Origin of the sequence: Streptomyces antioxidans (assembly GCF_000968685.2) — a bacterium.
Lineage (GTDB): Bacteria > Actinomycetota > Actinomycetes > Streptomycetales > Streptomycetaceae > Streptomyces > Streptomyces antioxidans.
The window spans coordinates 288967-314310 of record NZ_LAKD02000001.1 but is presented as its reverse complement, the minus strand read 5'-3'; the positions used below and the strand labels follow the sequence as shown (position 1 = coordinate 314310).

Sequence of the window (25344 nt, the reverse complement as noted above, 5' to 3'; positions counted from 1 at the left end):
GCTGAGGGTTCCGGGCTGGGTGTTCCTGAAACGGGCGCCGCATCGTGGGGGGTGGGCTCCGCGGGGCGCGCTTGGCTAGACGGGCAGAACCGAGGCCAGGAAGGGCTCAACGGCTCGGCGCCAGCCCTCGGGCTGGTCGTAGTGGACGAGATGGCCCGCGTCCACCACCTCCGCATACTGCCCGCGGGGCAGGACGCGGACCATCTCCTGCGCCTCCGCACGGCCCAGCTCACCGTCCAGCCCGCGCACGACCAGGGTGGGGCACTCGACCAGCGCAAGCTCCTCCCAGTGGGCGTCATGGACCCAGGTGTCGCGGACCTTCAGCATCTGACGGCAGGAGAACACCGGGCGCCAGCCGTCCGAGCGCTCGGCCATGACCTCGGCGAAGAAGTCGCCCCGGGACGGATTCGGCCGCTCCAGCGTCGGATCGTCCTCGCCGAACCACTTGCGCACATCGGCGAGGGTGGCGAACGGCACCGGCCAGGAGCGGAACCACTCGGCCCACTCGCGCTGTGAGGCGGAGCCGGGGGCCGAGGCCCGCATATCGCTGATGACCAGCGCCCGGACCAGATCGGGGCGGCGGGCGGCGAGCTGCCAGGCGGTGAGGGCGCCCATGGCATGGCCGATCAGGGTCACCGGGGCGAGGCCAAGCTGCTCCACGGCCGCCTCGGCGTCGTCCACATAGGTGGAGCGGTCGAAGGGGCCCTCGGCGGGCTTCTCGCTGCGGCCGTGGCCGCGCTGGTCCAGGGCGACCGCCCGATGGCGGGTGGAGAGCCAACGGGCCGTCTCCGCCCAGTGGGCGGCCCGGCCCAGCAGCCCATGGAGCAAGAGCACTCCGGGGCCCCGCGCTCCCTCGCGGCCAGCGCCTGCCTTGGGCGGATCGGTGAACTCCCAGGCGGCGAGCCGCACGCCGTCGGCCCCGCTTACTTGGATACGTCGCACCATGTGGTCTGGCACCTCCAACCCTCTCTCGAACACCCTCACAGTATCGAACTCATATTCGAACACAGGGGCATTGCCGTCCAACACCCCTCGTTCGGGTGACCGCGCTCGGGGGTTGATCGTCTGTGCCCTGGGGAGACAGCTAGCGGGAGGCGGACTGCTCGGGGAAGGGAGTCCGCGGGGGACGACCCTGGGAGCTCGGGGCTCCGGGTCATCAGGGCCCCGGGTCGCACCGGCCGCGCTCGCGCGGTCCATGCGGCCCGGGGCCCAGCGGGGGGACATGGGGAAGCGGGGCCCCGGCACCTGACAGCACCGGGGCCCTCGCTGAAGAACGACCCCCTCGGCGGCACACCTCATCGGGCCCACCGGACCCCCTCCCCTGACGACCCCAGCGTCAGCGACAGCGTCGCACGCGGCGGCCCGGCCCGCTCGGTTTCTGTCGAGTCTGGTATCGGGAAAATCCGTCGTCGCAGGTCGTGACGGCCGAATGGCTTGAACCGGGTGTATCGGTCAGCGTGTCGAGGTGCGGGAGGGTGTGCGGGGCGGGTACGGGGGGTGTGGTCACGGAGGTGTTCGCGCGGTGGTGATCGTGCGGTGATGAGCGGCGCGGTGGTGAGCCGCGCCGTCAGGAAGCTTCGGCCGTGCCGTCAGGAAGCGTCAGCGCTTGGCCACGAAGACATGCGAGGCGATCTCCGACTCCAGCTCCGCCGCCTCACCACTGCTGCCGACCAGCACCCCGCCCGGCGACTCGGTGACGCTCACCACGGAGCCCGGCTGCACCCCGGCCCGCCGCAGCGTGTACATCACCTGGGCGTCGGCCTGGATGGGCTCGCCGATGCGGCGCACCACCACGGTCTTGCCCTCCGAGCCCGGCTCCAGCTCCCGCAGGCTCACCATGGACTCGTCCAGGAACGGATCGGCCTCGGCCTTCTCGCCCAGCTCCTCCAGACCCGGAATCGGGTTTCCATACGGCGACTCGGTGGGATGGCGAAGCAGCTCAAGCACCCGCCGCTCCACCGCCTCGCTCATCACGTGCTCCCAGCGGCACGCCTCGGCGTGGACCTGCTCCCATTCCAGCCCGATCACATCGACGAGCAGGCACTCCGCGAGCCGGTGCTTGCGCATCACGCGCGTGGCCAGCCGGCGGCCCTCGCCGGTCAGCTCCAGATGACGGTCGCCCGCGACCGTGACCAGCCCATCGCGCTCCATCCGCGCCACCGTCTGGCTGACCGTCGGCCCGCTCTGCTCGAGCCGCTCCGCGATGCGGGCGCGCATGGGGACCACGCCCTCCTCCTCGAGCTCGAGGATGGTGCGGAGATACATCTCCGTGGTGTCGATCAGTCCGGACATGCGTGCCCCTCGAAGTGTCGTGCGGTGGCCCTCAACCAATTCTGACGCATCCCACCGACAACGGGGCCGAGTCGGCCCCTTCCGCCGCAAGGGACCGGGCTGCTATTGACAGCGTCATGATCGATAACCCCCACAGGGAAGGCCACACGGTGATGAGCGAGTCCGAGCCGGCCGGGCAATTCTTCGACGCGGCCATCGGCCTGCTGCGACAGGTGCGGGACGAGGAGGGCGAGCATATCGCCGCCGCGGGCACCCTGATCGCCGATACCGTCGCCGCGGGCGGCCGTCTCTTCACATTCGGCGCCGGGCACTCCGCCCTGCCCGCTCAGGACGTCGTCTACCGCGCGGGCGGGCTCGCGCTGATGAACCTGCTGCCGGTGCCGGGGGCGGTGGTGGACGTCGTCCCCGCCACCCTGGGCAGCGCGCTCGAACGCGTGGACGGGCTCGCCACGACCGTCCTGGACAGCAGCCCGCTCCGGACCGGGGACCTGCTGATCGTGATCTCGCTGTCCGGGCGCAACGCCCTGCCCGTGGAGATGGCCATGAGCGCGCGGGAGCGCGGCATCAGGGTGATCGGGGTGACCTCGGTCGGCTACGCGACCGGCACGACCCCGCGCAACCCTTCCGGTGGCTTCCTCAAGGACCACTGCGATCTGGTCGTCGACAACAAGATCGCGGTCGGGGACGCGGAGCTCACGGCCGCCGGTGTCGGCGCGCCCTTCGCGCCCGCGTCCACCGTCGTGACGAGCGCGATCATGCAGTCCATGGTGGCGGCCGGGATCGGGGAGCTGGCCGAGCGCGGGATCGAGCCGCCCATGCTGAGGTCGGGGAACGTGGACGGCGGGCACGAGTGGAACCGTAAGGTGATGGCCGAGCACGGGGACCGGATCTTCTACCGGTGGTGAGACCTGGCCGGGGCGTTTACCGGTCAGCCCTTATCGGTAGGCCTTTGCCGGTCTGCCTTTACCGGTGGGCCCTTACCGGTGGGCGCTTTACCGGTGGCGGCCCTCCTCCGTCGGTGAGCCGCTACCGGGCGACTCCGCCCCTCCGTGGGCGGCGGTCGCCCGTACGGCGGCCGGTACGGCGCCTTCCGCCGCGGCCGCCTCCCCCGGGCGGCGTCAGCGCCCGCGTACGGCCAGGTCCACCGAGGCCGCGACCCGGGCCGCGACGTCCTCCGCGTACGTCGCGTCCGTCCGGTCGAAGGCCCGGCGGCTTGAGGTGCGCAGGAAGGTGACCACGCCGAGGGTGCGGCCGCGGCTGCGCAGCACCGCGCACAGGCCGTGCACCGAGCCCTCCGGCCATTTGCGGGCCGCCGCCCACTGGGCCGCCCCGGACCCGTCCGAGCGTCTGGCGCTCGCCCGTACCGAACCGCAGCGGTCCACCGCCTGGAGCGCCGGATGGCCCTCCGGGTAGGCCAGCGGGATGCCGTCCGGGGCGACCGGCGGGCAGGGGCCGGGGGCACCGGTGGGCGTGGCCGCCGCCCGGACCAGCCGGATCCGGTCCGCCGGGGCACCCGGCGGCGGGTCAAGGACCAGGTCGATCAGGGCGTGGTCGGCGAAGCCCGCCAGCGCGAAGTCCAGGTGGACCGAGGCGGCCTCCATCGGGTCCTCGCATTCGGCCGCGGCCCGCGCCGCCCGGTGCAGTTGGTTGCCCCGGAAGCGCATCCGGGTGCTCTCCTGCTCCTGGCCCTTCACCTCCGTCACGTCCTGGAAGATCCAGGCCACCCCGAGCGGCGCCGGTTCCTCGGTGAGCGGCGAGGCCAGCCGGAGGAAGCCGCTGCGCAGGCAGCGGCGCCGCGCCGCCGCCCCTGCCTCGCCCCGGTCGCCGCCCTCGCCGCGCACCGCCTCGTCATCGTCGAGCAGTTCGTAGCGCACGCCCTCCGCGCCCTCGAGGCCGTCCGCCGCGTCCGCGTCGGCGTCCCGCAGCGTCACCCACAGCTCGGTGGGCACCGGGGGCACCCCCTCCGCCAGGACGTGCTGGAGCGCGGCCTCCGCCTCCTCCACGCCCTGGTCCAGGAAGTCGCCCAGCGGCCGTCCGGGCGCGGCCTTACGGGCGGTGCGCAGCGTGCCCGCCGCGCTGGCGTTGACGACGGCCACCCGCAGATCCGCGTCGACCAGGATCACGTTCCACGACGCGTCGTCCAGCAGCGCCTCGCTCAGCGCGATCGACCGCTCCAGGTCGACCTGTGCGTGCACCTCGCTGAAGGCGCAGTAGACCCCGGCCGGGCGGCCGTCCGCGCCCGGCACCGCCGAGGACTGCGTACGGACCAGGACCCGGCCGCCGTCCTTGGTCAGCAGCGCGAACTCGTGCACCCGGCGCCCCGTGGCGCCCATGGCCTCCGTAAGGCGCGCCTCGACGTCCTGGGCGTCCCCCGGGCGGGCCGCCCAGCCGCTCAGCCCCTTGCGGCCGACCGCCTCCGCCGCCGTCCACCCGAGGATGCGCTCGGCCTCGTGGTTCCAGTGGGTCACCGTGCCGTCGGCGTCGAACGCGCACAGGGCGGCGTCCATCCCGTCGAGCAGCGCGGCCAGCAGTTCGGAGTCGGGCCGCTCGGGGCCGTCCGGGCGGTCGGGGTGGCCGGACGCCGGCGGGGCCGCGCCCGGCTGCCCCGGAACCCCCCGCGAGGACCGGGCGGAACGCGCTGGACGTGCGGGTTCGGAACGTTGTGAAGCGCTCACCTGACACCCCTTGCTGGACGTGGCTGTCTGTGGTGGGGCACGTCGGACATTGAACTCGAACGTGACACGCGCCACACCGCATTCGTCGAAATCGTTGCCTCACGGAAATTCGCTTGTGTGTGGCAGGAGGGGGTTCTTAGTGTGGCGGTACACGAGAAGGGAGGTGGTTCGGCAGATGTATGAAATCCGGACGCGTGAGGTGACTGCGGGCTAGCGGTCCGTCGTCGCGCTCAGCGCATTCGCCGGACCGGCGCACCGAAGGTGCGCAGCCGGCCAATCCCAAGCAGTCACCCGACCCGCGGGTCGCCGGTACGTCCGACCGGCCCCCTCACGCCTCAGGGCGGCAGGGGACAGACCCGCGGGTTGTCCGCGTTGTGAGGACGCCCGCAGGGCTTCCCGGTCGCGTCCTACGGGTACAGCCGCTCGATCCGCCAGCCGCCCCGCTCCTCCGGCAGCCGGACGTACCGCAGCCGGTCGTGCAGCCGGTTCTCCCGGCCCTGCCAGAACTCCACCGCCTCCGGCACCACCCGGAACCCGCCCCACTCCGGCGGCACCGGCACCTGCTCGCCCGGCGGATAGCGGTCCGCCAGCTCCTCGTACGAGCGGTCCAGCTCCGCCCGCGAGCCCGCCACCGTGGACTGCGAGCTCGCCCACGCCCCCAGCTGCGAGCCGTGCGGCCGGGTGCGGAAGTACGCCGCCGTCTCGTCACGCCCGGTGCGCCGCGCGGTGCCCGTCACGATCACCTGCCGGGCGATGGGGTGCCAGGGGAAGAGCAGGGCGATGTGCGGGTTCTCGCCCAGCTCACGGCCCTTGCGGGAGCCATAGTTGGTGTAGAAGACGAAGCCGCGCTCGTCGAAGCTCTTCATCAGGACCGTACGGGAGCTGGGGCGGCCCTGTGCGTCGGCGGTCGAGACGACCATGGCGTTCGGCTCGAAGAGCCCGCTGCCGACGGCGTCCTCGAACCACCGGGTGAACTGGCGGAAGGGATCGTCCGCGAGGTCCGCCTCGTCGAAGCCGACCGCGCGGTAGTGCTCGCGCATGGCGGCCGGGTCGTACGTACGCGCGGAGGAAGCCGAGGGCTCCGAGTCAACGTGGGGCACGGGCATATCTTGCAACATCATCGGTCCGGCGCACCGGCGCCCCCGGAAGAGCGCTCCGCATCCCCCGCCCCGGCACCCCGTAACCCTCCCGCGATCCGGGGGGGGATGTGCCACTTCTCACGCTTCCCCACAGGCAGCACACCCACCAGACTGAGCGGACCACGCGCCGCCCGTTCGGCGCCTGGGCAGGCACCACCCCCCGTGTCCCGGAGGTCACTTTCCGCCACGGTTGGGTGACCACCACCCGCACGGGGCACATCACGGAGTGACCGGTACGGACCGCGAGCCGTGTCAGGCGGCCGCAGAACCGTTCCGGCACCGTCCGCCGCCGACCGTCGTCCCGCCATGAGGAGCCGCCTGATGTCCGACTTCGTACCCGGACTCGAAGGAGTCGTCGCGTTCGAGACGGAGATCGCCGAACCCGATAAGGAAGGCGGCGCGCTCCGCTACCGCGGCGTGGACATCGAGGACCTGGTGGGCCATGTCTCCTTCGGGAACGTCTGGGGCCTGCTGGTCGACGGCGCCTTCAACCCGGGGCTGCCGGCCGCCGAGCCGTTCCCCATCCCGGTCCACTCCGGGGACGTCCGGGTCGATGTGCAGTCCGCGCTGGCCATGCTGGCGCCCGTCTGGGGCCTCAAACCGCTGCTGGACATCAGCGAGGAGCAGGCCCGTGAGGACCTGGCGCGCGCGGCCGTGATGGCCCTGTCCTACGTGGCCCAGTCGGCCCGCGGCCAGGGGAAGCCGATGGTGCCGCAGCGGGAGATCGACAAGGCCGGAACCATCGTGGAGCGCTTCATGCGGCGCTGGCGCGGTGAGCCGGACCCCAAGCACGTGGCCGCGGTCGACGCGTACTGGACCTCGGCGGCCGAGCACGGCATGAACGCCTCGACCTTCACCGCCCGCGTCATCGCCTCCACCGGCGCCGATGTGGCCGCCGCGCTCTCCGGCGCGGTGGGCGCCATGTCCGGGCCGCTGCACGGCGGCGCGCCCTCCCGGGTGCTCGGCATGATCGAGGAGATCGAGCGCACCGGGGACGCCACCCGCTACGTCAAGCAGGCCCTGGACCGGGGCGAGCGGCTGATGGGCTTCGGCCACCGGGTCTACCGCGCCGAGGACCCGCGGGCGCGGGTGCTGCGGCGCACCGCCAAGGAGCTGGGCGCGCCGCGGTTCGAGGTCGCCGAGGCACTGGAGCGGGCCGCCCTGGACGAGCTGCACAGCCGCAGGCCGGACCGGGTGCTGGCGACGAACGTGGAGTTCTGGGCGGCCATCGTGCTGGACTTCGCCGAGGTCCCCGCGCCCATGTTCACCTCGATGTTCACCTGCGCCCGTACGGCGGGCTGGAGCGCGCACATCCTGGAGCAGAAGCGGACCGGCCGTCTGGTGCGGCCGTCCGCCCGGTACGTCGGCCCCGGCGCGCGCAGCCCGCACGAGGTCGACGGCTACGGGGACACCGCGTCGCGGTAGGTCAGCTCCGGGTGGGTCGGGGGGCGGCCGGGGCCTTCGTGGTCAGGATCCCCTCCAGGATCCGCGACCACTGGGCCACCACCCGCTCCCGGCGGTGGCCGTCGTCCGTCAGCAGATTGGCCAGGCCCAGGCCGCGCCCCATGTCGAGCAGGCCCTGGACGGCCTCCCGGACGCCCGGCACCGACTCGTCTGCGCCCAGCAGCTCCACCGCCATCCGGTGCGTCTCCCGGCCGATCTTCGCCTCCAGGGCGGCCACCCGGGCGCCCAGCTGCTCCTCGTACGAGGCCGCCACCCACAGCTGGAGGGCGGCCCGGAAGAGCGGGCCGGTGTAGAGGGTGACCAGCGCCTCGACCACCGCGGGGACGCGCCCCTCCCCACGCCGGGCGGGAAGGGCGCGCAGCTCCGCCGAGCGCTCCTCGGCGACCTGCTCGACGGCGGCCGTGAAAAGGTCCTCACGGGTCGGGAAGTGGTGCTGGGCCGCGCCCCGCGACACCCCGGCCCGCTCGGCGACCACCGCGACCGTGCAACCGGCCCAGCCGCGCTCGGCGAGGCACGCCACGGCGGCCTCCAGCAGCCGCCTGCGGGTGGCCCGGCTGCGGTCCTGCTTGGGGTCGCGCGGTGCCGTACGGGGCGTACGGGGGGTCATCGGGACGCCCTGCCGGGGCCCGTGTTCCCCGCGTCCGGTACCGCCCGCGCGCCGGCCGCCGTCCGCCGTACCCATTCCGGATCGCGCCGCTCGAGGAACGACGTCATGCCCTCGCGCGCCTCGTCGGAGGCGAAGAGCCGGGCCGACAGCGCGGCCAGCGCCTCGCCGTCCCGGTCGAAGGCGCGCAGCACATCGGCGGTCACCAGCCGCTTGGACTCGGCCAGGCCCTGCGGGGAGCCCCGGCGCAGCCCGTCGAGTACCGGCGCCAGCGCCTGGTCCGCGTCACCCTCCGGGTCCGCGAGCGTCACCAGTCCGATCCGGGCCGCCTCCGCGGCGTCGAACCGCTCACCCGTGAGGTAGTAGCGGGCCGCCGCGCGCCGGTCCAGCCGGGGCAGCAGCGGCATCGAGATGACGGCCGGGGCGAGGCCGAGCCGGGCCTCGGTGAAGGCGAAGCTGGCGCCGCGCCCGGCCGCCGAGATGTCGCAGGCCCCGAGCAGCCCGAGCCCGCCGGCCCGTACGTGTCCGGTGACGCGGGCGACGACCGGTTTGGGCAGCTCCACGATCGACCGCAGCAGGTCCACCAGACCGGACGTCCCGGACGCTGAGGGCGGTTCGCTCAGGTCCGCGCCCGCGCAGAAGGTGGTGCCGGTGTGGGTGAGCAGCACCGCCCGGACGCGGTCGTCCCGCCCGGCCGCCGCCAGCGCCTCGCACAACTCGGCGACCAGGCGCGCGGAGAGGGCGTTGCGGTTGTGCGGCGAGTCCAGGGTGAGGGTGGTGATACCGCGCGCGGAGGCGGCCCGTACGAAGGGGGTAGTCCCCGCGGACGTGGTGGGCCCCCCAGTCGGTGGTTCTCCCGTCGTGGAACCTCCGGTCGGGGGTTCTCCCGTCGGCGGCTCCCCGGCGGCAGGGCCTGCGGTCAGCGGGTGATCGGCCGTGGGGCCGGTCGTGGGGCCGTCGGTCATGGGGCGGTCGAACTCCTTTCCCTGGCGCGCAGTTCGCGCCTGAGGATCTTGCCGGTGGCCGAGCGCGGCACGGCGTCCGTGAACTCCACGCGGCGCACCTTCTTGTACGGGGCCACCTGTCCGGCAACGTACGCGATGAGGTCGTCCTCCGAGATCCGGGTCCCGGGCCTGGGCACCACATACGCCTTGGGGATCTCATTGCCCGCCCCGTCCGTCACGCCGATCACGGCGGCGTCGACGACGGCCTCATGGGCGAGCAGCACGGCCTCCAGGTCGGCCGGGGCGACCTGATAGCCCTTGTACTTGATGAGCTCCTTCACCCGGTCCACCACATACAGCCAGCCGTCCGCGTCCACATGTCCGACGTCGCCGGTGTGCAGCCAGCCCTCGGCGTCGATCATGGCGTCGGTGTCCTCGGGACGGCCCAGGTAGCCCTTCATCACCTGCGGTCCGCGGATGACGATCTCGCCGTCCTCGCCCGTGGCGAGGTCCGCACCGGCGTCCGGGTCCACGATGCGCATCTCGGTGCTGGGGAGCAACTTTCCGACGGTCCCGGGCGGGGCGTTCTTCGTGTCGCGCGGCACCAGATGGGAGCCCGGTGACAGCTCCGTCATCCCGAACGCCTGCAGCAGCGGCGGTACGCCGAGCCGCTGGGCGCACGCCTCCGCGAGCCGTGCGTCCAGCGGGGCCGCCGCGCTCAGCACGTACCGCACCGACGACAGGTCATGGCCGTCCACCGCGGGATGCTTGGCGAGCGCGAGCACGATCGGCGGGGCCACGTAGAGCGCCTGGGCGCGGTGCTTCTCGATCGCCGCGAGGAAGGTGTCGAGTTCGAAGCGGGGCAGCACGATCACCGTGCCGCCGTTGCGGAGCGGTGCGTTCATGAGCGCCGTAAGGCCGTAGCTGTGGAAGAACGGCAGTACGGCCAGCACCCGTTCCCCCGGCCGGTTGGGCACCAGCTTCTCCACCTGCGCGAGATTGGTGGCGACGTTGCGGTGGGTGAGCATCACGCCCTTGGGGGTGCCGGTGGTGCCTGAGGAGTACGGCAGGACGGCGATGTCCTCGGCCGGGTCGATCTCCACCGCCGGTTCGGGCGCGGTGCCGCTCAGCATGGAGCGCAGCGAGCGATGGCCGCTCGCCTCGTCGCATACGAAGATCTCCCGTATTCCGCCCGCCCGTTCCGCGGCCTGCCGGGCCACGCTCAGCAGCGCGGAGACGGTGATGATCCACGACGCGGACGCGTCCCGGAGCTGCTTGGCGAACTCCTCCGGCGTGGCCAGCGGATGCACCGTGGTGACCGCGGCCCCGGTGCGGGTGGCGCCGTAGAACGCCGGTGGGTACATGATCGAGTTGGGGCTGTGCAGGGCCACCACATCGCCCTTGCGCACCCCCGCCTCAGCCAGCGCGGCCCCGGTCCGGCGCGCCGCGCGGTCCAGCGCGGCATAGCTCAGGGCCTCCCCGGTCACGCCGTCCACCAGCGCGGTCAGTTCGCCGAACTCCCCGGCCGCGCGGGCCAGTACGACGTCGTGGATGGGCAGATCGACGGGCGGTACATCGGGATACTCGCTGCGCAGCACCATGGCCGCTCCCCTCAGCTCTGATGGACCTACCTGTCCGTTCTGCCCTACCCGTGAACTCCCTACGACTGGCTCCCGACGAGTGCGCCGGGCCGGGCGCCCGCTCAGTACGACTTGGGCAGGCCCAGGGTCTGGTGGGAGACATAGTTGAGGATCATCTCCCGGCTGACGGGGGCGATCCTGGCCACCCGGGCGGCCGTGATCAGCCGCGCCAGCCCGTACTCGGCGGTCAGGCCGTTGCCGCCGAGGGTGTGCACGGCCTGGTCCACCGCCTTCACCGCAGCCTCCGCGGCCGCGTACTTGGCCATGTTCGCGGCCTCGCCCGCCCCCGCGTCATCGCCCTCGTCGTACAGATGCGCCGCCTTCGCCATCATCAGCCGGGCCAGCTCCAGCTCGATATGGGCCTGGGCGAGGGGGTGGGCGATCGCCTGGTGGGCGCCGATGGGCTCCTTCCACACCTGGCGGGTGCGGGCGTAGTCCACGGCCTTGTCGAGCGCGTAGCGGCCCATGCCCAGCGCGAACGCCGCCGTCATGACGCGCTCCGGGTTGAGCCCCGCGAACAGCTGGAGCAGCCCGGCGTCCTCGTCGCCCACCAGCGCGTCGGCGGGCAGCTTCACATCGTCCAGCACCAGCTCGAACTGCTTCTCGGCGGCGCCCAGTTCCATGGGGATGTGGTGGTGGGAGAAGCCGTGGGTCTCGCGCGGGACGATGAACAGGCAGGGCTTGAGCTTGCCCGTCCTGGCGTCCTCGGTGCGGCCGACGATGAGGACCGCGTCTGCGTTGTCCACACCGGTGATGAAGACCTTACGGCCGTTGAGTATCCAGCCGCCGCCCTCGTCCCGGCGGGCGGTGGTGGTGATGCGGTGCGAGTTGGATCCGGCGTCGGGCTCGGTGATGCCGAAGGCCATGGTGAGGCTGCCGTCGGCCAGTCCGGGCAGCCAGCGCCGCTTCTGCTCGGCGGTGCCGAACCGGGCGATGACGGTGCCGCAGATGGCGGGCGAGACGACGAGCATGAGCAGCGGGCAGCCCGCCGCGCCCAGCTCCTCCAGGACGATGGACAGCTCGGTGATGCCGCCGCCCCCACCGCCGTACTCCTCGGGGAGGTTGACGCCGAGGTACCCCAGTTTTCCTGCCTCGGCCCACAGTTCGGCGGCCCCGTCGCCCTCCTGGGGGCCGCCCGGGGCGTGTCCCTTGGCGAAGGACGACACGGCGGCGCGGAGCGCCACGCGCTCCGGGGTGTCCACAGGCGTGTGCGGGCTGGTCATGGACGGCTCCTCCCACGTGGGTGCGTTGTGCGGGCCATGCGCTGGGCTGTGCTTGTGCTGGGCCGTACTGCGCTGTGCTGTGCTGTGCTCATGCCGCGCGGGTCCCTTGCGGTGCGTTGTGGTCCCGGCGGGTGGGGCCCGTACGGGCCGTGTGGTGTGCGGGGCAGGGTCACTCCCCCGCCGCCACGACGGCGAGCAGGGCTCCGACCTCGACCTGGCGGCCGGGGGCGGCGTGCAGGGCGGTGAGCACCCCGGCGGCGGGCGCGGTCACGCGGTGCTCCATCTTCATGGCCTCCAGCCACAGCAGGGGCTGTCCGGCCTCGACCCGGTCCCCGACCGCCACCCCGGCCACCCGCACCACCGTGCCCGGCATGGGCGCCAGCAGCGAGCCCGGTTCGGTGCGGGCGGTGGGGTCGGGGAAGCGGGGCAGCGCGGTGAACACATGGCCGCCCTGGGGCGTGTCGACATAGCGGCGGTCCCCATGGGCCGTCACCTCGAACGTCCGCCGTACCCCGGCCACATCGAGCACGACCCGCGCCGGGTCGGCGTCCCGCCCCGGCTCGACGCCCAGCGGCCGGACGTCGGAGAAGCCCTCCGCGAGCATCCCGTCCCGGGTGAGGCGGTAGCGCACCTCGTGCTCGGTGCCGCCCGGTTCGGCGCGGTAGCTCCGCAGCTGCGGCTGGGAGGGCACGTTGCGCCAGCCGCCCAGCCGCCCGGCCACGGTCGCCGGTCGCCGCGCCGCGTCGGCCAGGGCGGCGGCGAGGGCGGCGACCGGAGCCGCCTCGTCGTCGTCCGGGGCGGCGGTCAGCTCGGGCAGCTGGCGTTCGAGGAAGCCGGTGTCCATACGGCCCGCCGCGAACTCCGGGTGGCGCAGCGCCCGTACGAGCAGGTTCCGGTTGGTCACCGGGCCGTGGATGCGGGCCCGCTCAAGGCCGTGGGCCAGCCGCCGTACCGCCTCGGCCCGGGTGGGGGCCACGGCGATGACCTTGGCCAGCATCGGGTCGTAGTGGACGCCGATCGCGTCCCCGTCGCCGGGCCCCGCGTCCACCCGCAGCCCGGGGATCTCCAGCCGGTGCAGGGTCCCCGTCTGCGGCCTCCAGTCACGCGCCGGGTCCTCGGCGTACAGCCTCGCCTCGACGGCGTGTCCCCGCGCCTCGGGGGGTTCGGCGTCGAGCCGCTTCCCTTCCGCGATCCGCAGCTGGAGCGCCACCAGGTCGAGGCCGTGGATCTCCTCGGTGACCGGGTGCTCGACCTGGAGGCGGGTGTTCATCTCCAGGAAGTACGCCCGGCCCGAGGGCGAGACCAGGAACTCCACCGTGCCCGCGCCCTGGTAGCCGATCGCGCGCGCCGCGTTCGCCGCCGACCCGGCCAGGGTGCGCCGCAGTTCCTCACCGAGGCCGGGGGCCGGGGCCTCCTCGATGACCTTCTGGTGGCGGCGCTGGAGGGAGCAGTCGCGGGTGCCGAGGGTCCATACGGTGCCGTGGGTGTCGGCGAGCACCTGGACCTCGACATGGCGGGCGCCCTCCATGTAGGGCTCCACGAAGATCTCGCCGTCGCCGAAGGCGGAGGCCGCCTCGGCGCGGGCGGAGTCGAGTTCGGCGGGGAGCGCGGCCAGTTCGCGCACCACCCGCATGCCCCGGCCGCCGCCGCCCGCCGCCGCCTTGACCAGCACGGGCAGCTCGTCGGCGGTGACCTCCGCCGGGTCGAGCGGATCGAGCAGCGGCACACCCGCCTTGCGCATGATCTCCTTGGCGCGGGTCTTGGAGGCCATGGCCTCCATCGCCTCGGGCGGCGGCCCCACCCACACCAGCCCCGCGGCCCTTACGGCGCGCGCGAAGTCGGCGTGCTCGGAGAGGAAGCCATAGCCGGGGTGAACGGCGTCGGCCCCGGCGGCCAGGGCGGCCTTCACCAGGAGGTCGCCGCGCAGATAGGTGTCGGCCGGGGCGTCGCCCGGCAGCCTTACGGCGGAGTCGGCCTCGCGCGCGTGGGGCGCGTCCTCGTCCGCGTCGGAGTGCACCGCGACGGTGGCGATGCCGAGGTCTCGGCAGGTGCGGATGACGCGCCGAGCGATCTCGGCGCGGTTGGCGATCAGGAGGGCACGGATCATGGGTTCCTCACTCACATCCGGAAGACGCCGAAGCCACCGCGCGCGCCCTCGACCGGCGCGGTGTGCAGGGCGGACAGACACAGGCCGAGCACGGTGCGGGTGTCGCGCGGGTCGATGACGCCGTCGTCGTAGAGCCGCCCGGAGAGGAAGAGCGGCAGCGACTCGGACTCGATCTGCCGCTCCACCATGGCGCGCAGCGCGGCGTCGGCCTCCTCGTCGTACGGCTGCCCCTTGGCGGCGGCGGACTGCCGGGCGACGATCGACATCACCCCGGCGAGCTGCTGCGGGCCCATCACGGCGGACTTGGCGCTGGGCCAGGCGAAGAGGAAGCGGGGGTCGTACGCCCGGCCGCACATCCCGTAGTGACCGGCGCCGTACGAGGCGCCGATGAGCACCGACAGATGCGGGACGCGGGAGTTGGAGACGGCGTTGATCATCATGGCGCCGTGCTTGATGATGCCGCCCTGCTCGTAGTCGCGGCCGACCATGTAGCCCGTGGTGTTGTGCAGGAAGACCAGCGGGATGTCGCGCTGGTTGGCGAGCTGGATGAACTGCGCGGCCTTCTGGGACTCCTCGCTGAACAGCACCCCCTGGGCGTTGGCCAGGACCCCGACCGGATAGCCGTGCAGCGCGGCCCAGCCGGTGGCCAGGCTGCGCCCGTACAGCGGCTTGAACTCGTCGAAGTCCGAGCCGTCAACGATCCTGGCGATCACCTCGCGCGGATCGAAGGGGACCTTCAGATCGCTCGGAACGATGCCCAGCAGCTCCTCGGCGTCGTACTTCGGCGGTGCGGCGGGCCCGGGATCGGGGTGCGCCTTGCGCCAGTTGAGGCGGGCCACGACCCGGCGGGCCTGGCGCAGCGCGTCGGGCTCGTCTACGGCGAAGTAGTCGGCCAGCCCGGAGGTGCGGGCGTGCATCTCGGCGCCGCCCAGCGACTCGTCGTCGCTCTCCTCGCCGGTGGCCATCTTCACCAGCGGGGGACCGCCCAGGAATACCTTGGAACGCTCCTTGACCATGATCACGTGGTCGGACATCCCGGGGATGTAAGCGCCTCCGGCGGTGGAGTTGCCGAAGACCACGGCGACCGTGGGGATCCCCTCGGCCGACAGCCGGGTGAGATCCCGGAACATCGCCCCGCCGGGGATGAAGATCTCCTTCTGGGAGGGCAGATCGGCGCCGCCGGACTCGACGAGGCTGACCAGCGGAAGCCGGTTGGCGCGCGCGATCTCATGGGCGCGCAGCGCCTTCTTGAGCGTCCAGGGGTTGCTGGCCCCGCCGCGTACGGTCGGGTCGTTGGCGCTGATCAGGCACTCCACCCCGGAGATCACCCCGATGCCGGTGACGATCGAGGCGCCGACCGGATAGTCGCTGCCCCAGCCCGCCAGCGGGGACAGCTCCAGGAAGGGGGTGTCCGGGTCCAGCAGCATCTCGATCCGCTCCCGGGCGAGCAGCTTGCCGCGCTTGCGGTGCCGCTCGACGTACTTCTCACCGCCCCCGGCCAGCGCCTTGGCGTGCTCACCCGCCAGCTCGGCGAGCTTGGCGAGCATCGCCTCCCGATGGGCCGTGTGGTCGGCGCCCGCGGGGTCGAGCGCGGACGGGAGCACGGTCACGGAGATACCTCCGGTGTGTCGAGGTGGCGGGAGGGCGGCCCATCGCCAACCGCTGTGGCCCGGGGGCCGGAACGGGGGGTCACAGCAGTACCTCCGGTATGTCCAGATGGCGGGAGCGCAGCCATTCGCCGACGGCCTTGGCCTGGGGGTCGAAGCGGGCCTGCGCGGCGACGCCCTCGCCGAGCAGGCCGTCGACGGTGAAGTTGAGGGCGCGCAGATGCGGGAGTTGGTGGCGGGTGACCGGCAGTTCCGCGGTCTCCGGGAGGAGTTCGCGGAGCCGGTCGACGGTGAGGGTGTGGACCAGCCAGCGCCAGGCGTCCTCGCCGCACGCCCAGACGCCGATGTTGGCGCTGCCGCCCTTGTCGCCGCTGCGGGCCCCGGCGACCGCGCCGAGCGGGGCACGGCGGGTCGGGCCGGGCGGCAGCGGGGGCGGCGGCGGAGGCTCGTCCGGCGGGCCTCCGGCGTCGGGCGTGGCGGGTGCGGCGAGTGCCGGGGGGATGGGCTGCCGCGAGCCGTCCGGCAGTACGGCGGTGTGCGGCACGGTGTCGGCCGGGGTGCCCACGGCCTCGAAGACGCCGTAGGGGGAGCCCTTCCCGGGCGGGGCGGTGACATGGAAGCCGGGGTAGCTGGCGAGGGCCAGTTCCACGGCCGCGCCACTGATCACCCGGCCCACCGCCGCCGGGTCCCGGTCGCGCACCACCAGCCGCAGCAGCGCGCTCGCCTCCTCCTGAACGGACGCGTCCGGGTGGTCGGTGCGGGAGAGGGTCCAGCGGACCTCGGCGGGGCGGCGCTTGCTCATCGCCCCCTCCATCTGGTCCCGTACAAGCGCCGCCTTGGCCTCGATGTCCAGGCCGGTGAGCACGAACACCACCTCGTTGCGGTGGCCGCCGAGCCGGGTCAGCCCGGTCTTGAGGGTGCGGGGCGGCGCCTCGCCCCGTACGCCGTGGACGCGCACCCGGTCCGGGCCGTCCTGGGTGAGCCGCACCGAGTCCAGCCGGGCGGTGACGTCCGGGCCGGGGTAGCGGGCGCCCGCCGTCTCGTAGAGCAGCTGGGCGGTGACGGTCCCGACCGTGACGGCGCCGCCGGTGTGCGGATGCTTGGTGATCACGCTGGAGCCGTCGTGGTGGAGCTCGGCGAGGGGGAAGCCGGGGCGGCGGACGTCGTGCTCGGCGAAGAAGGAGTAGTTGCCGCCGGTCGCCTGGGCACCGCATTCCAGGATGTGCCCGGCGACCACGGCTCCGGCGAGCGCGTCCCAGTCGTCGGCTGCCCATCCGAAGTGCGCCGCGGCCGGGCCCGTGACCAGCGCGGCGTCCGTCACCCGCCCGGTGACCACCACATCCGCGCCACCGCGCAGACAGGCCGCGATCCCGGCCCCGCCGAGGTACGCGTTGGCGGTGACCACGCCGGGCCCCCAGTCGCGGGCGCCCAGGAGGTCGTCGCCCTCGACATGGGCCACCCGGCAGCCGACCCCCAGCCGCTCGGCGAGCTCGCGGATCGCCTCCGCCAGCCCGGCCGGGTTGAGCCCGCCCGCGTTGGTGACGAGCCGCACGCCGCGCTCCAGGGCGAGCCCCAGGGTGTCCTCGAGCTGGCGCAGAAAGGTCGTGGCATAGCCCCGCGCGGGGTCCTTGGCGCGGTCCCGGCCCAGGATGAGCATGGTCAACTCGGCGAGGTAGTCACCGGTCAGCACGTCCAGGGGCCCGCCGGTGAGCATCTCGCGCAACGCGTCGAAGCGGTCGCCGTAGAAGCCGGAGGCGTTGCCTATGCGGAGGGGACGGCGCGAAGGCGTCACGAGACGCCTCCGGCGGGGTGGTTGAACGGGCCGCTGCCGAACGGACGGCCCCCGGGCCGGATTCCGCCACCGGCGCCGAGGCCCGGCGAACGGTCGCCCCCGGACCGGATTCCGCCACCGGCGCCGAGGCCCGGCGGACGTTCCCCCGGCTGGAATCCACCACCGGCGCCGACGCCGGACGCCCGGCCCCCAGGCTGGCTTCCACCACCCGTGCTGGCACCGGGCGAACCGTCCCCGGACCGGATTCCGCCACCGGCGCCGAGGCCGGACGGGCGATCGCTCCCGGGCCGATAGCCGCCACTGGCGCCGACGCCGGACAGACGGTCGCCCCCGGGCCAATGGCCGCGACCGACGATGGCACCGGACGAACCGTCACCCCCGGGCCGGAATCCGCCTCCGGCGCCGAGGCCGGACGAACGGTCCCCCGGCTGGAATCCACCACCGGCGCCGACGCCGGACGGACGCTCCCCCGGTTGGCTCTCGCCACTGGCGGTGGGGGCCGACGGGCCGCCGCCCGCCATGGGGGCCGGAGGGCCGCCGCCCGCCGTGGGGGCCGGAGGGGCCGTCCGCTGGCCCGGGGCGCGGCCCTTGCCGGGTGGGCCCGCGAAGGCCTGGGCGATGTCCAGCCAGCGGTCCGCGTCCGGGCCTTCGGCCCGTACGGCCAGATCGTCGCGGTGGGCCCGCTGGGTCACCAGCAGACAGAAGTCCAGCGCGGGCCCGGTCACCCGCTGAACGGCGTCCTCAGGACCGTACGTCCACAGCTCACCGTCCGCAGCGGTGAGTTCGACCCGGAACTCGTCGGCCGGAGGCTCCATCCTCCGCGCCGCGTACGCGTAGCCCCGCGCCCGGACGCCGATTCGGGCCACATGGCGCAGCCGGGCGGTGGGGGCCCGGTGCACACCCAGGGCGTCGGCGATGTCCTGGCCGTGCGCCCAGGTCTCCATCAGCCGGGCGGTCGCCATGGACATCACGCTCATCGGCGGCCCGTACCACGGCAGCCGGGCGCGCGGCGGCTGCGCGGCCAGCGTCCTGAGCAACCGCTCCCGCCGCTCGCGCCAGCGGTCCAGCAGCACCCCTGGCGGCTCGGCAGCGCCGCGCTCGGCGCCCTCGTCCACGAACGCGTCCGGCGCGGCCCACGCCCGGCGCACCTCGTCCGCGAACCCCTGGGCGTCCTCGGCGGCTTGTACGGCACGCTCGTCGGTCCACGCGAGATGGGCGATCTGGTGGGCGATGGTCCACCCGGGCGCGGGCGTCGCCATCCGCCACTCCGCGCCCCCGAGCCCGGCCACCAGGCCGTCCAACTCGTCCCCCTCCGCCCGCAGATCGCCGAGCAGAGCCTCCGTCTCGGACACGCGTCGCTCCCGTCGTCGGGTCTCGTCGAGCGAGGGTGGCAGCGCGACGAGAAACAATCAAGCGCGCTTGCATGATTCAGCCGGTTGCGACGGCCGCCCGTCAGGACAGACAGCAGACGGACACCGGACACCGGACGGCGGACAGCGGACAGCGGACAGCGGACAGCGGACAGCGGACAGCGGACAGCGGACAGCGGACAGCGGACAGACAGTGGGCCTACGGCAGCCGGTCCGCCAGGACCTCTGCCAGGTGGCGGCCCTTCTGGCCCGCCAGCTGGGTGAGTTGGGTGCGGCAGGAGTAGCCGTCCGCCAGGACCTCGGTGCCGGGGGCCGCGGCCCTTACGGAGGGCAGCAGTTGCTCCTCGGCGCAGGCCGCCGAGACCTCGTAGTGGCCGTCCTCGAAGCCGAAGTTGCCCGCCAGGCCACAGCAGCCGCCGCTCAGGGCGCCCGTAAGGCCCGCACGTTCGCGGAGGCGGCCTTCGGCGGCGTCGCCGAGGACCGCGTGCTGGTGGCAGTGGGTCTGGCCGACGACGGGGCGGTCGATCCTCGGGGGCCGCCAGTCGGGGGCGTACCGCTCCAGCGCCTGGGCGAACGTCGAGACGGACCCGGCGAGGCGCGCGGCGCGCGGGTCGGCGGTGAGGAGTTCGGGGAGGTCGGTACGGAGGGCGGCGGTGCAGCTGGGTTCCAGGCCGACCACCGGGAGCCCGGCGTCCAGGGCCGGGGCCATGACGTCCAGGGTGCGCCGCATGACCGTACGGGCGCGGTCGAGCTGGCCGGTGGAGACCCAGGTCAGGCCGCAGCAGACCGGTCGGGGCGGGACGACCACCCGGAGCCCGGCCGCCTCCAGTACGGCGACCGCCGACCGGCCGACGGACGGGGAGAGGTGGTTGGTGAAGGTGTCGGGCCAGAGGACGACGGTCTGTCCGTGTCCCCGCCGCCCCGGTCCGGCCCCTGCCTCGCGCGCCGCCCCGCGGACCCGGTCGCGCCACCACCTCGTGAAGGGCTCGCGGGCCAGTTCCGGGATGTCGCGCTCGGGGGCGATGCCGCCCAGGCGCTTGGCCAGGGCGGCCAGTGGGCCCACCCCGGCCAGCGCGTTGGCCGCCGGGGCCGCCCGCAGGAGGGACGCGGCGCGCAGCCAGACCGGGAGCCAGCCCATCGAGTAGTGGGCGGCGGGGCGCACCCGGCCCTCGTAGTGGTGGTGCAGGAACTCCGCCTTGTAGGTGGCCATGTCGACCTCCACCGGGCAGTCGCTGCGGCAGCCCTTGCAGGACAGGCACAGGTCGAGCGCGTCCCGTACCTCCTCCGAGCGCCAGCCGTCCTGGACGACCTCGCCCGCCAGCATCTCGTGCAGCAGCCGGGCGCGGCCGCGCGTGGAGTGCTTCTCCTCGCCGGTCACGCGGTACGAGGGGCACATCACCCCGGCGCCGGACACCGACTCGTTGCGGCACTTGGCGACGCCCACACAGCGCCGGACCGCCGCCGAGAAGTCGCCCTTGTCGTGCGGATAGCCGAACTCGACGTCCACCGGGCGCCTCGGCAGCGGATCGAAGCGCAGGTTCTGGTCCAGGCGCTGGGGGCGGGCCAGGACGCCGGGGTTGAGGCCGCCCTCCGGGTCCCACAGGTCCTTGAAGCGGGAGAAGAGGCCGACCATCTCCGTCCCGTACATGCGCGGCAGCAGCTCGGCGCGGGCCAGGCCGTCGCCGTGTTCGCCGGAGAGCGAGCCGCCGTGCGCGACGACGAGGTCGGCGAGGTCGGCGGAGAACGCGCGGAAGACCCGGATCCCGGGCTCGGTCAGCAGGTCGAAGTCGATGCGGACGTGGATGCAGCCGTCCCCGAAGTGCCCGTACGGCGTGCCGCGCAGCCCGTGCTGGGTCATCAGGGCGCGGAAGTCGCGCAGATACGCGCCGAGCCGGGGCGGCGGCACCGCGCAGTCCTCCCAGCCGGGCCACGCCTCGCTGCCGTCCGGCGTACGGGTGGCGGTCCCGGAGGCGTCCTCGCGCACCCGCCACAGGGCGCGCTGCCCGGCCGGGTCGGCGACCACGGTGTGGTCCGTGGTGGCCCCGGCGGCGGCGCGGGCCACCTCCTGGGCGCGGGACAGCGCCTCCTCACGGGTGGCGCCGCCGACCTCCACGAACAGCCAGGCGCCGCCCTTGGGCAGCCCGGTCGCCCCGGCGACCAGGTCGGCGGCCATGCCCTCGACGGTCAGCGGACCGTACGGCAGCAGGGTGTGCGCGGCCTCGGCCGCCGCGCTCTCGTCGGGGTAGCCGAGCACGGCCAGGGCGCGGGCCCCGGGCGCCTCCACCAGCCTTACGGTCGCCTCGGTCACCACGCCGAGGGTGCCCTCGCTGCCGGTGAGGGCCCGGGCGAGGTCGGCGTTCTTCTCGGGCAGCAGCTCGTCCAGGGCGTAGCCGGAGATCCGGCGGGGCAGCTCGGGGAAGCCGGTGCGGAGCAGGGCCAGATGCTGACCGGCCAGGGACCGCACGCCGTCGCGGAGCCGGGCGGGCAGGTCGTGGAGGCCCTGGGCGGCGCGCACCCGCTCCCCGCCGTAGGTGAGGACGTCCAGCTCGTGGACGTTGTCGGCGGTGGTGCCCCAGGCCACGGAGTGGGAGCCGCAGGAGTTGTTGCCGATCATGCCGCCGAGGGTGCAGCGGCTGTGGGTGGACGGGTCGGGGCCGAACGTCAGCCCGTGGGCACCGGCGGCCGTACGGAGGTCGTCGCAGATCACGCCCGGCTGGACGACGGCGGTGCGCCCCTCTGGATCGAGCGAGAGGATGCCGCGCATATGGCGGGTGAAGTCGAGGACGACGCCGAGCCCGGTGGCCTGGCCCGCGATCGAGGTCCCGCCGCCCCGCGCGACCACCGGCACCCCGCGCTCCCGGCACACGGCCAGCACCGCCGCCACATCGTCGGCGTCCCGGGGCGCGACCACCCCGGCGGGCACCCGCCGGTAGTTCGACGCGTCCATGGTCATCAGGGCCCGGCTCGCCGTATCGAAGGAGACATCCCCGCGAACGGCTCGTCGCAGCGCCTGCTCCAGCTCGTCTGCCTGGTGATCAGCCATGCCCCCATGGTCCACGGCGAGGCGGCCGTTGAGAATGTCCAATTCCGATTCATCGCGGCCGCCCCGTGGTCACCATGCGTGGCCCGCACGCGGGGCCACATCCTCGCCCGTCAACAGGGTGTGGACATACCGTCTCACCCGCTGGACGCACGGTCGGAGCGCGGCGGCCGACGGATTAGGCTTCGGTTCGTGGCTGAGATCCGGATTCCCGATGACATCAAGCCCGCCGACGGACGCTTCGGCTCGGGCCCCTCCAAGGTGCGCACCGAGGCGCTGAGCGCCCTGGCCGCGACCGGAAGCTCCCTGCTGGGCACCTCCCACCGCCAGGCCCCGGTCAAGAACCTGGTCGGCGCGGTACGCGAAGGGGTGCGCGAGCTCTTCCAACTCCCTGAGGGGTACGAGGTCATCCTGGGCAACGGCGGCTCCACCGCCTTCTGGGACATCGCGACCCACGGGCTGATCGACTCCAAGTCCCAGCACCTGTCCTTCGGCGAGTTCTCCTCGAAGTTCGCCAAGGCGGCGAAGCTGGCGCCGTGGCTCGAGGAGCCCACGGTGATCACCTCCGACCCCGGAACCCACCCGGAGCCGAGCGCCGAGGGCGGCACGGACGTCTACGCCCTCACCCACAACGAGACCTCCACCGGTGTCGCCATGCCCATCCAGCGGGTGGCCGGTGCCGACGAGGGCGCGCTGGTGCTGGTGGACGCCACCTCCGGGGCGGGCGGTCTGCCGGTCGACACCGCCGAGACGGACGTCTACTACTTCGCACCGCAGAAGTCCTTCGCGGCGGACGGCGGCCTGTGGATCGGCGTCTTCTCGCCCGCCGCGCTGGAGCGCGCCGCCCGGATCCACGCCTCCGGCCGCCATGTCCCCGAGTTCTTCTCGCTGCCGACCGCGATCGACAACTCGCTGAAGAACCAGACGTACAACACCCCGGCGCTGGCGACGCTCTTCCTGCTGGACGACCAGCTGAAGTGGATCAACGGCCAGGGCGGTCTGGACTGGGCGGTGCGGCGCACCGCGACCTCCTCGCGCACGCTGTACGGCTGGGCCGAGGAGTCCAAGTTCGCCACCCCGTTCGTGACCGACCCGGCCAAGCGGTCGCAGGTCGTCGGCACGATCGACTTCAACGAGGAGATCGACGCCGCCGCGGTCGCCAAGGCGCTGCGGGCCAACGGCATCGTGGACACCGACCCTTACCGCAAGCTGGGCCGCAACCAGCTGCGGGTGGCGATGTTCCCGGCCGTCGACCCGGCGGACGTCGAGGCCCTTACGGCGTGCGTGGACTACGTCATCGAGCACCTCTGAGGGGCTTCCTCCGGGGGCTCGCTCCGAGCGCTGGGGGCCCGCGGCCGACCACCGGCCGCGGGCCCCCTCGCATGCGCTGAACACCGGCCCGGCCCCGGGATCAGCTCCGGCGGAAGAGCCTGCGCAGGCCGAAGAAGACCACCAGCGCGCCGACGAAGGTGAGCCCGGCCTTCACCAGGTTGCCGTTCTTGTCGTCGTCGGTGAGCTTGCCGTCGACGCGGTCGGAGTACTCCCCGTTCTTCTTCTGCTCCTTCGCGGTGGCGTCCGGCAGCAGCTCCCCGCCGAGGTCCACCGGTGTCACCTTGGAGCCCGCGCCCTCGGTGCCGTACATCAGGGTGCCGCCGTCGGGGGTGAAGGTGACCGACTCGCCCTGGCGCTGCAGCGGCAGCCCCGGCTCCTCCTCCAGCCGTGCCGGCCTTCCGTTCCGCCAGCGGTACTCGGCGGCCGAGAAGTAGCCGCGGAGCACCAGCCGGGTGCCGTCCGGCGAGAACGCCCCGTCCGTGACCTCCATGTCGAGGTCGGAGACCCGCTGGAAGACATTCACCCCGGACGGGCTCAGGGTGGTCGGTCCGGCGTACAGCCCGGCGTCCTCGTCGCTCTTGCTGGCGATGTAGACGCGGCCCGTCTTGGGATGGACCATCAGCGCCTCGGCGTTGCGCGGCCCGCCCTGGTACTTCACGGTGAACTGGGTCGCGGTGACGGTGGTGTCCGTGAGCCGCTTCGGCTCCGGGAAGCGGTAGATCCACACATGGGACCACTGACCGCCCAGGTTGTCGCCGATGTCGCCGACGTAGACATTGCCGTCAGGGCCTATCGAGATCGCTTCCACATCGCGGGGATCCCCTATCCCGCGCAGGGTGACCCGCGCGACCGTCTTCCCGGTCCTGCTGTCCACGGCGTAGACGTACGGGCCGTCCGAGCTGTCGTTGTGCGTCCAGTAGACGCCTGGGTGGAGACGGCTGGCGGCGAGGCCGCTGGACTCGGTGATCCGTGGGTCCTGGATCGTGAAGGGGGACGGCGACGACGAGTCGTCGGCGGCGGCCGGGGCGGCTGCGGACACGGCCAGCAGCGCGGCGGCACCGAGTACGAACGGAAGCGGACGCATGGGCCCAAGCCTGCCATCCCGCCGGGACGTGGAGGGCGCGGGCCGGGCCCAGGAAGGGGCCGGGAGCCCGCCGCGGCCCCGCGCCCAAACACGTCAGGCCATCGTGTGCATAACATCTCCGATTACGGGCACATAACGCCTGTCAATTATTCGTGAGGAAAGAGCCACCCAAATGACCCCGAGATTATTTGATCTCATCCGGGGATGATTTCGGCGCGAAATTTATCGGTCATTGACGGCATAGCGGGCGGCGACATTGCGCTGAAGAATGCCCCCGCTTACGGTCTCTGCCCATGAGCGAATACAACCAGTCTTACGCACAACCCGCGCCCGCCACACATTCCGGTGGGCACGGCGCTCCGGCGGCAGCCGGGCCTTCGAAGAAGCTCGCCATCTTCGCAATCGTCGGCGCACTCATCGTGCTGGTCGGCTCCCTGGTCAACTGGGTCGTGTCCGACACCGCAGGTGACGGCGGCGTCAAGGGAACCGACGGCGACGGCACGATCACGCTGATCGTGTCCATCGTCATGGCGATCGTGTTCATCGCCGCCTTGGTCACCAAGAAGGGAATGCTCTACCTGGTCGGCGCCATCGGGGCACTGGTCTCGGCGGTCTTCGCCGTGAAGAACATGATGGACCCCGAGGCGCTGGTCATCACCAAGGCGCAGGACAAGCTCGGCGTCAGCGAGAAGGTCGCGGAGCAGGCCGTCAAGCAGCTCGAACTCTCCGCCGGCCCCGGCATCTACATGGTCCTGGTCGGCGCGCTGCTGGCCCTGGCCCTCGGCGCCCTCGGCTTTATGAAGTCCCGCGCCGCCCGGTAATCCAAAAAGACCGGCCGCATTCGGCGGCCCCAGTCAGCGGCACCTGCGACGATCACGCACCATTGAATTCCGGCCGGAGCCGCAGCATCCCAAGACGCCCGCTTTTTGACCGCACGGGGGGCCAAAAAGCGGGCATGCGGGTTTTCCACGGGGGAATTCCCGGCCGGGGCCCCACCACCGATGACCGGGCAACCCGGCCCGTCCCCTTGA

General features: G+C 73.2%; 17 protein-coding genes and 1 pseudogene. 4 read left to right on the top strand and 14 right to left on the bottom strand.

The window, feature by feature from the left end:
• Positions 1 to 75 precede the first annotated feature (75 nt).
• Together VT50_RS01245 and VT50_RS01240 are read right to left on the bottom strand one after the other, a co-directional pair.
• The gene (locus VT50_RS01245; protein WP_046090078.1) at positions 76 to 945 is read right to left on the bottom strand and encodes an alpha/beta fold hydrolase; all 870 of its coding nucleotides are present in this window, start codon (positions 943 to 945) and stop codon (positions 76 to 78) included.
• Between the two features lie 654 nt (positions 946 to 1599).
• The gene (locus VT50_RS01240) at positions 1600 to 2292 is read right to left on the bottom strand and encodes an iron-dependent transcriptional repressor DtxR (RefSeq protein ID WP_046090079.1); all 693 of its coding nucleotides are present in this window, start codon (positions 2290 to 2292) and stop codon (positions 1600 to 1602) included.
• Between the two features lie 152 nt (positions 2293 to 2444).
• Here VT50_RS01240 and VT50_RS01235 point away from each other — a divergent pair, with 152 nt between their 5' ends.
• Positions 2445 to 3197: an SIS domain-containing protein gene (locus tag VT50_RS01235; protein WP_046090080.1), complete on the top strand. Its 753-nt coding sequence runs from the start codon at positions 2445 to 2447 to the stop codon at positions 3195 to 3197.
• 213 nt (positions 3198 to 3410) lie between these two features.
• Here VT50_RS01235 and VT50_RS01230 read toward each other — a convergent pair whose 3' ends face one another.
• Positions 3411 to 4967, bottom strand: a complete 1557-nt coding sequence (locus VT50_RS01230) for a PAS domain-containing protein (protein ID WP_046090081.1) — start codon at positions 4965 to 4967, stop codon at positions 3411 to 3413.
• A gap of 407 nt (positions 4968 to 5374) precedes the next feature.
• The gene (pdxH, locus tag VT50_RS01225) at positions 5375 to 6073 is read right to left on the bottom strand and encodes a pyridoxamine 5'-phosphate oxidase (protein WP_240528991.1); all 699 of its coding nucleotides are present in this window, start codon (positions 6071 to 6073) and stop codon (positions 5375 to 5377) included.
• 354 nt (positions 6074 to 6427) lie between these two features.
• Between pdxH and VT50_RS01220 the strand changes: the two genes are divergently transcribed.
• Complete coding sequence (locus VT50_RS01220; protein ID WP_046090082.1) at positions 6428 to 7531, top strand: citrate synthase 2; 1104 nt, start codon at positions 6428 to 6430, stop codon at positions 7529 to 7531.
• Between the two features lies 1 nt (position 7532).
• Here the strand turns inward: VT50_RS01220 and VT50_RS01215 are convergent, their stop codons facing one another.
• The 9 genes and pseudogenes from VT50_RS01215 to VT50_RS01175 all read right to left on the bottom strand — a co-directional run bounded on the left by VT50_RS01215 (position 7533) and on the right by VT50_RS01175 (position 21900).
• On the bottom strand, positions 7533 to 8177 hold the full coding sequence (locus VT50_RS01215) for a TetR/AcrR family transcriptional regulator (protein ID WP_046090096.1): 645 nt from the start codon (positions 8175 to 8177) through the stop codon (positions 7533 to 7535).
• The gene (locus VT50_RS01210) at positions 8174 to 9139 is read right to left on the bottom strand and encodes an enoyl-CoA hydratase family protein (RefSeq protein ID WP_078840985.1); all 966 of its coding nucleotides are present in this window, start codon (positions 9137 to 9139) and stop codon (positions 8174 to 8176) included. The genes VT50_RS01215 and VT50_RS01210 overlap by 4 nt, the downstream gene beginning before the upstream one ends.
• Positions 9136 to 10719, bottom strand: coding sequence for a 4-coumarate--CoA ligase family protein (locus tag VT50_RS01205; protein WP_046090083.1), 1584 nt, complete (start codon positions 10717 to 10719; stop codon positions 9136 to 9138). Before VT50_RS01205 ends, VT50_RS01210 begins: the two co-directional genes overlap by 4 nt.
• A gap of 101 nt (positions 10720 to 10820) precedes the next feature.
• Positions 10821 to 11981 carry an acyl-CoA dehydrogenase family protein gene (locus VT50_RS01200; RefSeq protein WP_046090084.1) on the bottom strand — a complete coding sequence of 387 codons (1161 nt, stop codon included), beginning with the start codon at positions 11979 to 11981 and terminating at the stop codon, positions 10821 to 10823.
• Between the two features lie 169 nt (positions 11982 to 12150).
• On the bottom strand, positions 12151 to 14088 hold the full coding sequence (locus tag VT50_RS01195) for an acetyl/propionyl/methylcrotonyl-CoA carboxylase subunit alpha (RefSeq protein ID WP_046090085.1): 1938 nt from the start codon (positions 14086 to 14088) through the stop codon (positions 12151 to 12153).
• Positions 14089 to 14099: 11 nt separating this feature from the next.
• Complete coding sequence (locus VT50_RS01190; protein ID WP_046090086.1) at positions 14100 to 15698, bottom strand: acyl-CoA carboxylase subunit beta; 1599 nt, start codon at positions 15696 to 15698, stop codon at positions 14100 to 14102.
• 79 nt (positions 15699 to 15777) lie between these two features.
• Positions 15778 to 17487: an acyclic terpene utilization AtuA family protein gene (locus tag VT50_RS01185; protein WP_046090087.1), complete on the bottom strand. Its 1710-nt coding sequence runs from the start codon at positions 17485 to 17487 to the stop codon at positions 15778 to 15780.
• A gap of 572 nt (positions 17488 to 18059) precedes the next feature.
• Positions 18060 to 18839: pseudogene (locus VT50_RS01180) on the bottom strand (TIGR03084 family metal-binding protein); the annotation flags it as partial.
• 217 nt (positions 18840 to 19056) lie between these two features.
• Entirely contained in the window at positions 19057 to 21900 is a 2844-nt protein-coding gene (locus tag VT50_RS01175) for an FAD-binding and (Fe-S)-binding domain-containing protein (protein WP_046090063.1), read from the bottom strand.
• A gap of 189 nt (positions 21901 to 22089) precedes the next feature.
• On the opposite strand from VT50_RS01175, the gene serC reads away from it, so the two are divergent.
• The gene (gene serC, locus VT50_RS01170) at positions 22090 to 23208 is read left to right on the top strand and encodes a phosphoserine transaminase (RefSeq protein WP_046090054.1); all 1119 of its coding nucleotides are present in this window, start codon (positions 22090 to 22092) and stop codon (positions 23206 to 23208) included.
• Between the two features lie 100 nt (positions 23209 to 23308).
• Here the strand turns inward: serC and VT50_RS01165 are convergent, their stop codons facing one another.
• Complete coding sequence (locus VT50_RS01165; RefSeq protein ID WP_046090053.1) at positions 23309 to 24313, bottom strand: membrane protein; 1005 nt, start codon at positions 24311 to 24313, stop codon at positions 23309 to 23311.
• A gap of 293 nt (positions 24314 to 24606) precedes the next feature.
• Between VT50_RS01165 and VT50_RS01160 the strand changes: the two genes are divergently transcribed.
• Entirely contained in the window at positions 24607 to 25134 is a 528-nt protein-coding gene (locus tag VT50_RS01160) for a Trp biosynthesis-associated membrane protein (RefSeq protein ID WP_046090052.1), read from the top strand.
• Positions 25135 to 25344: the final 210 nt, after the last annotated feature.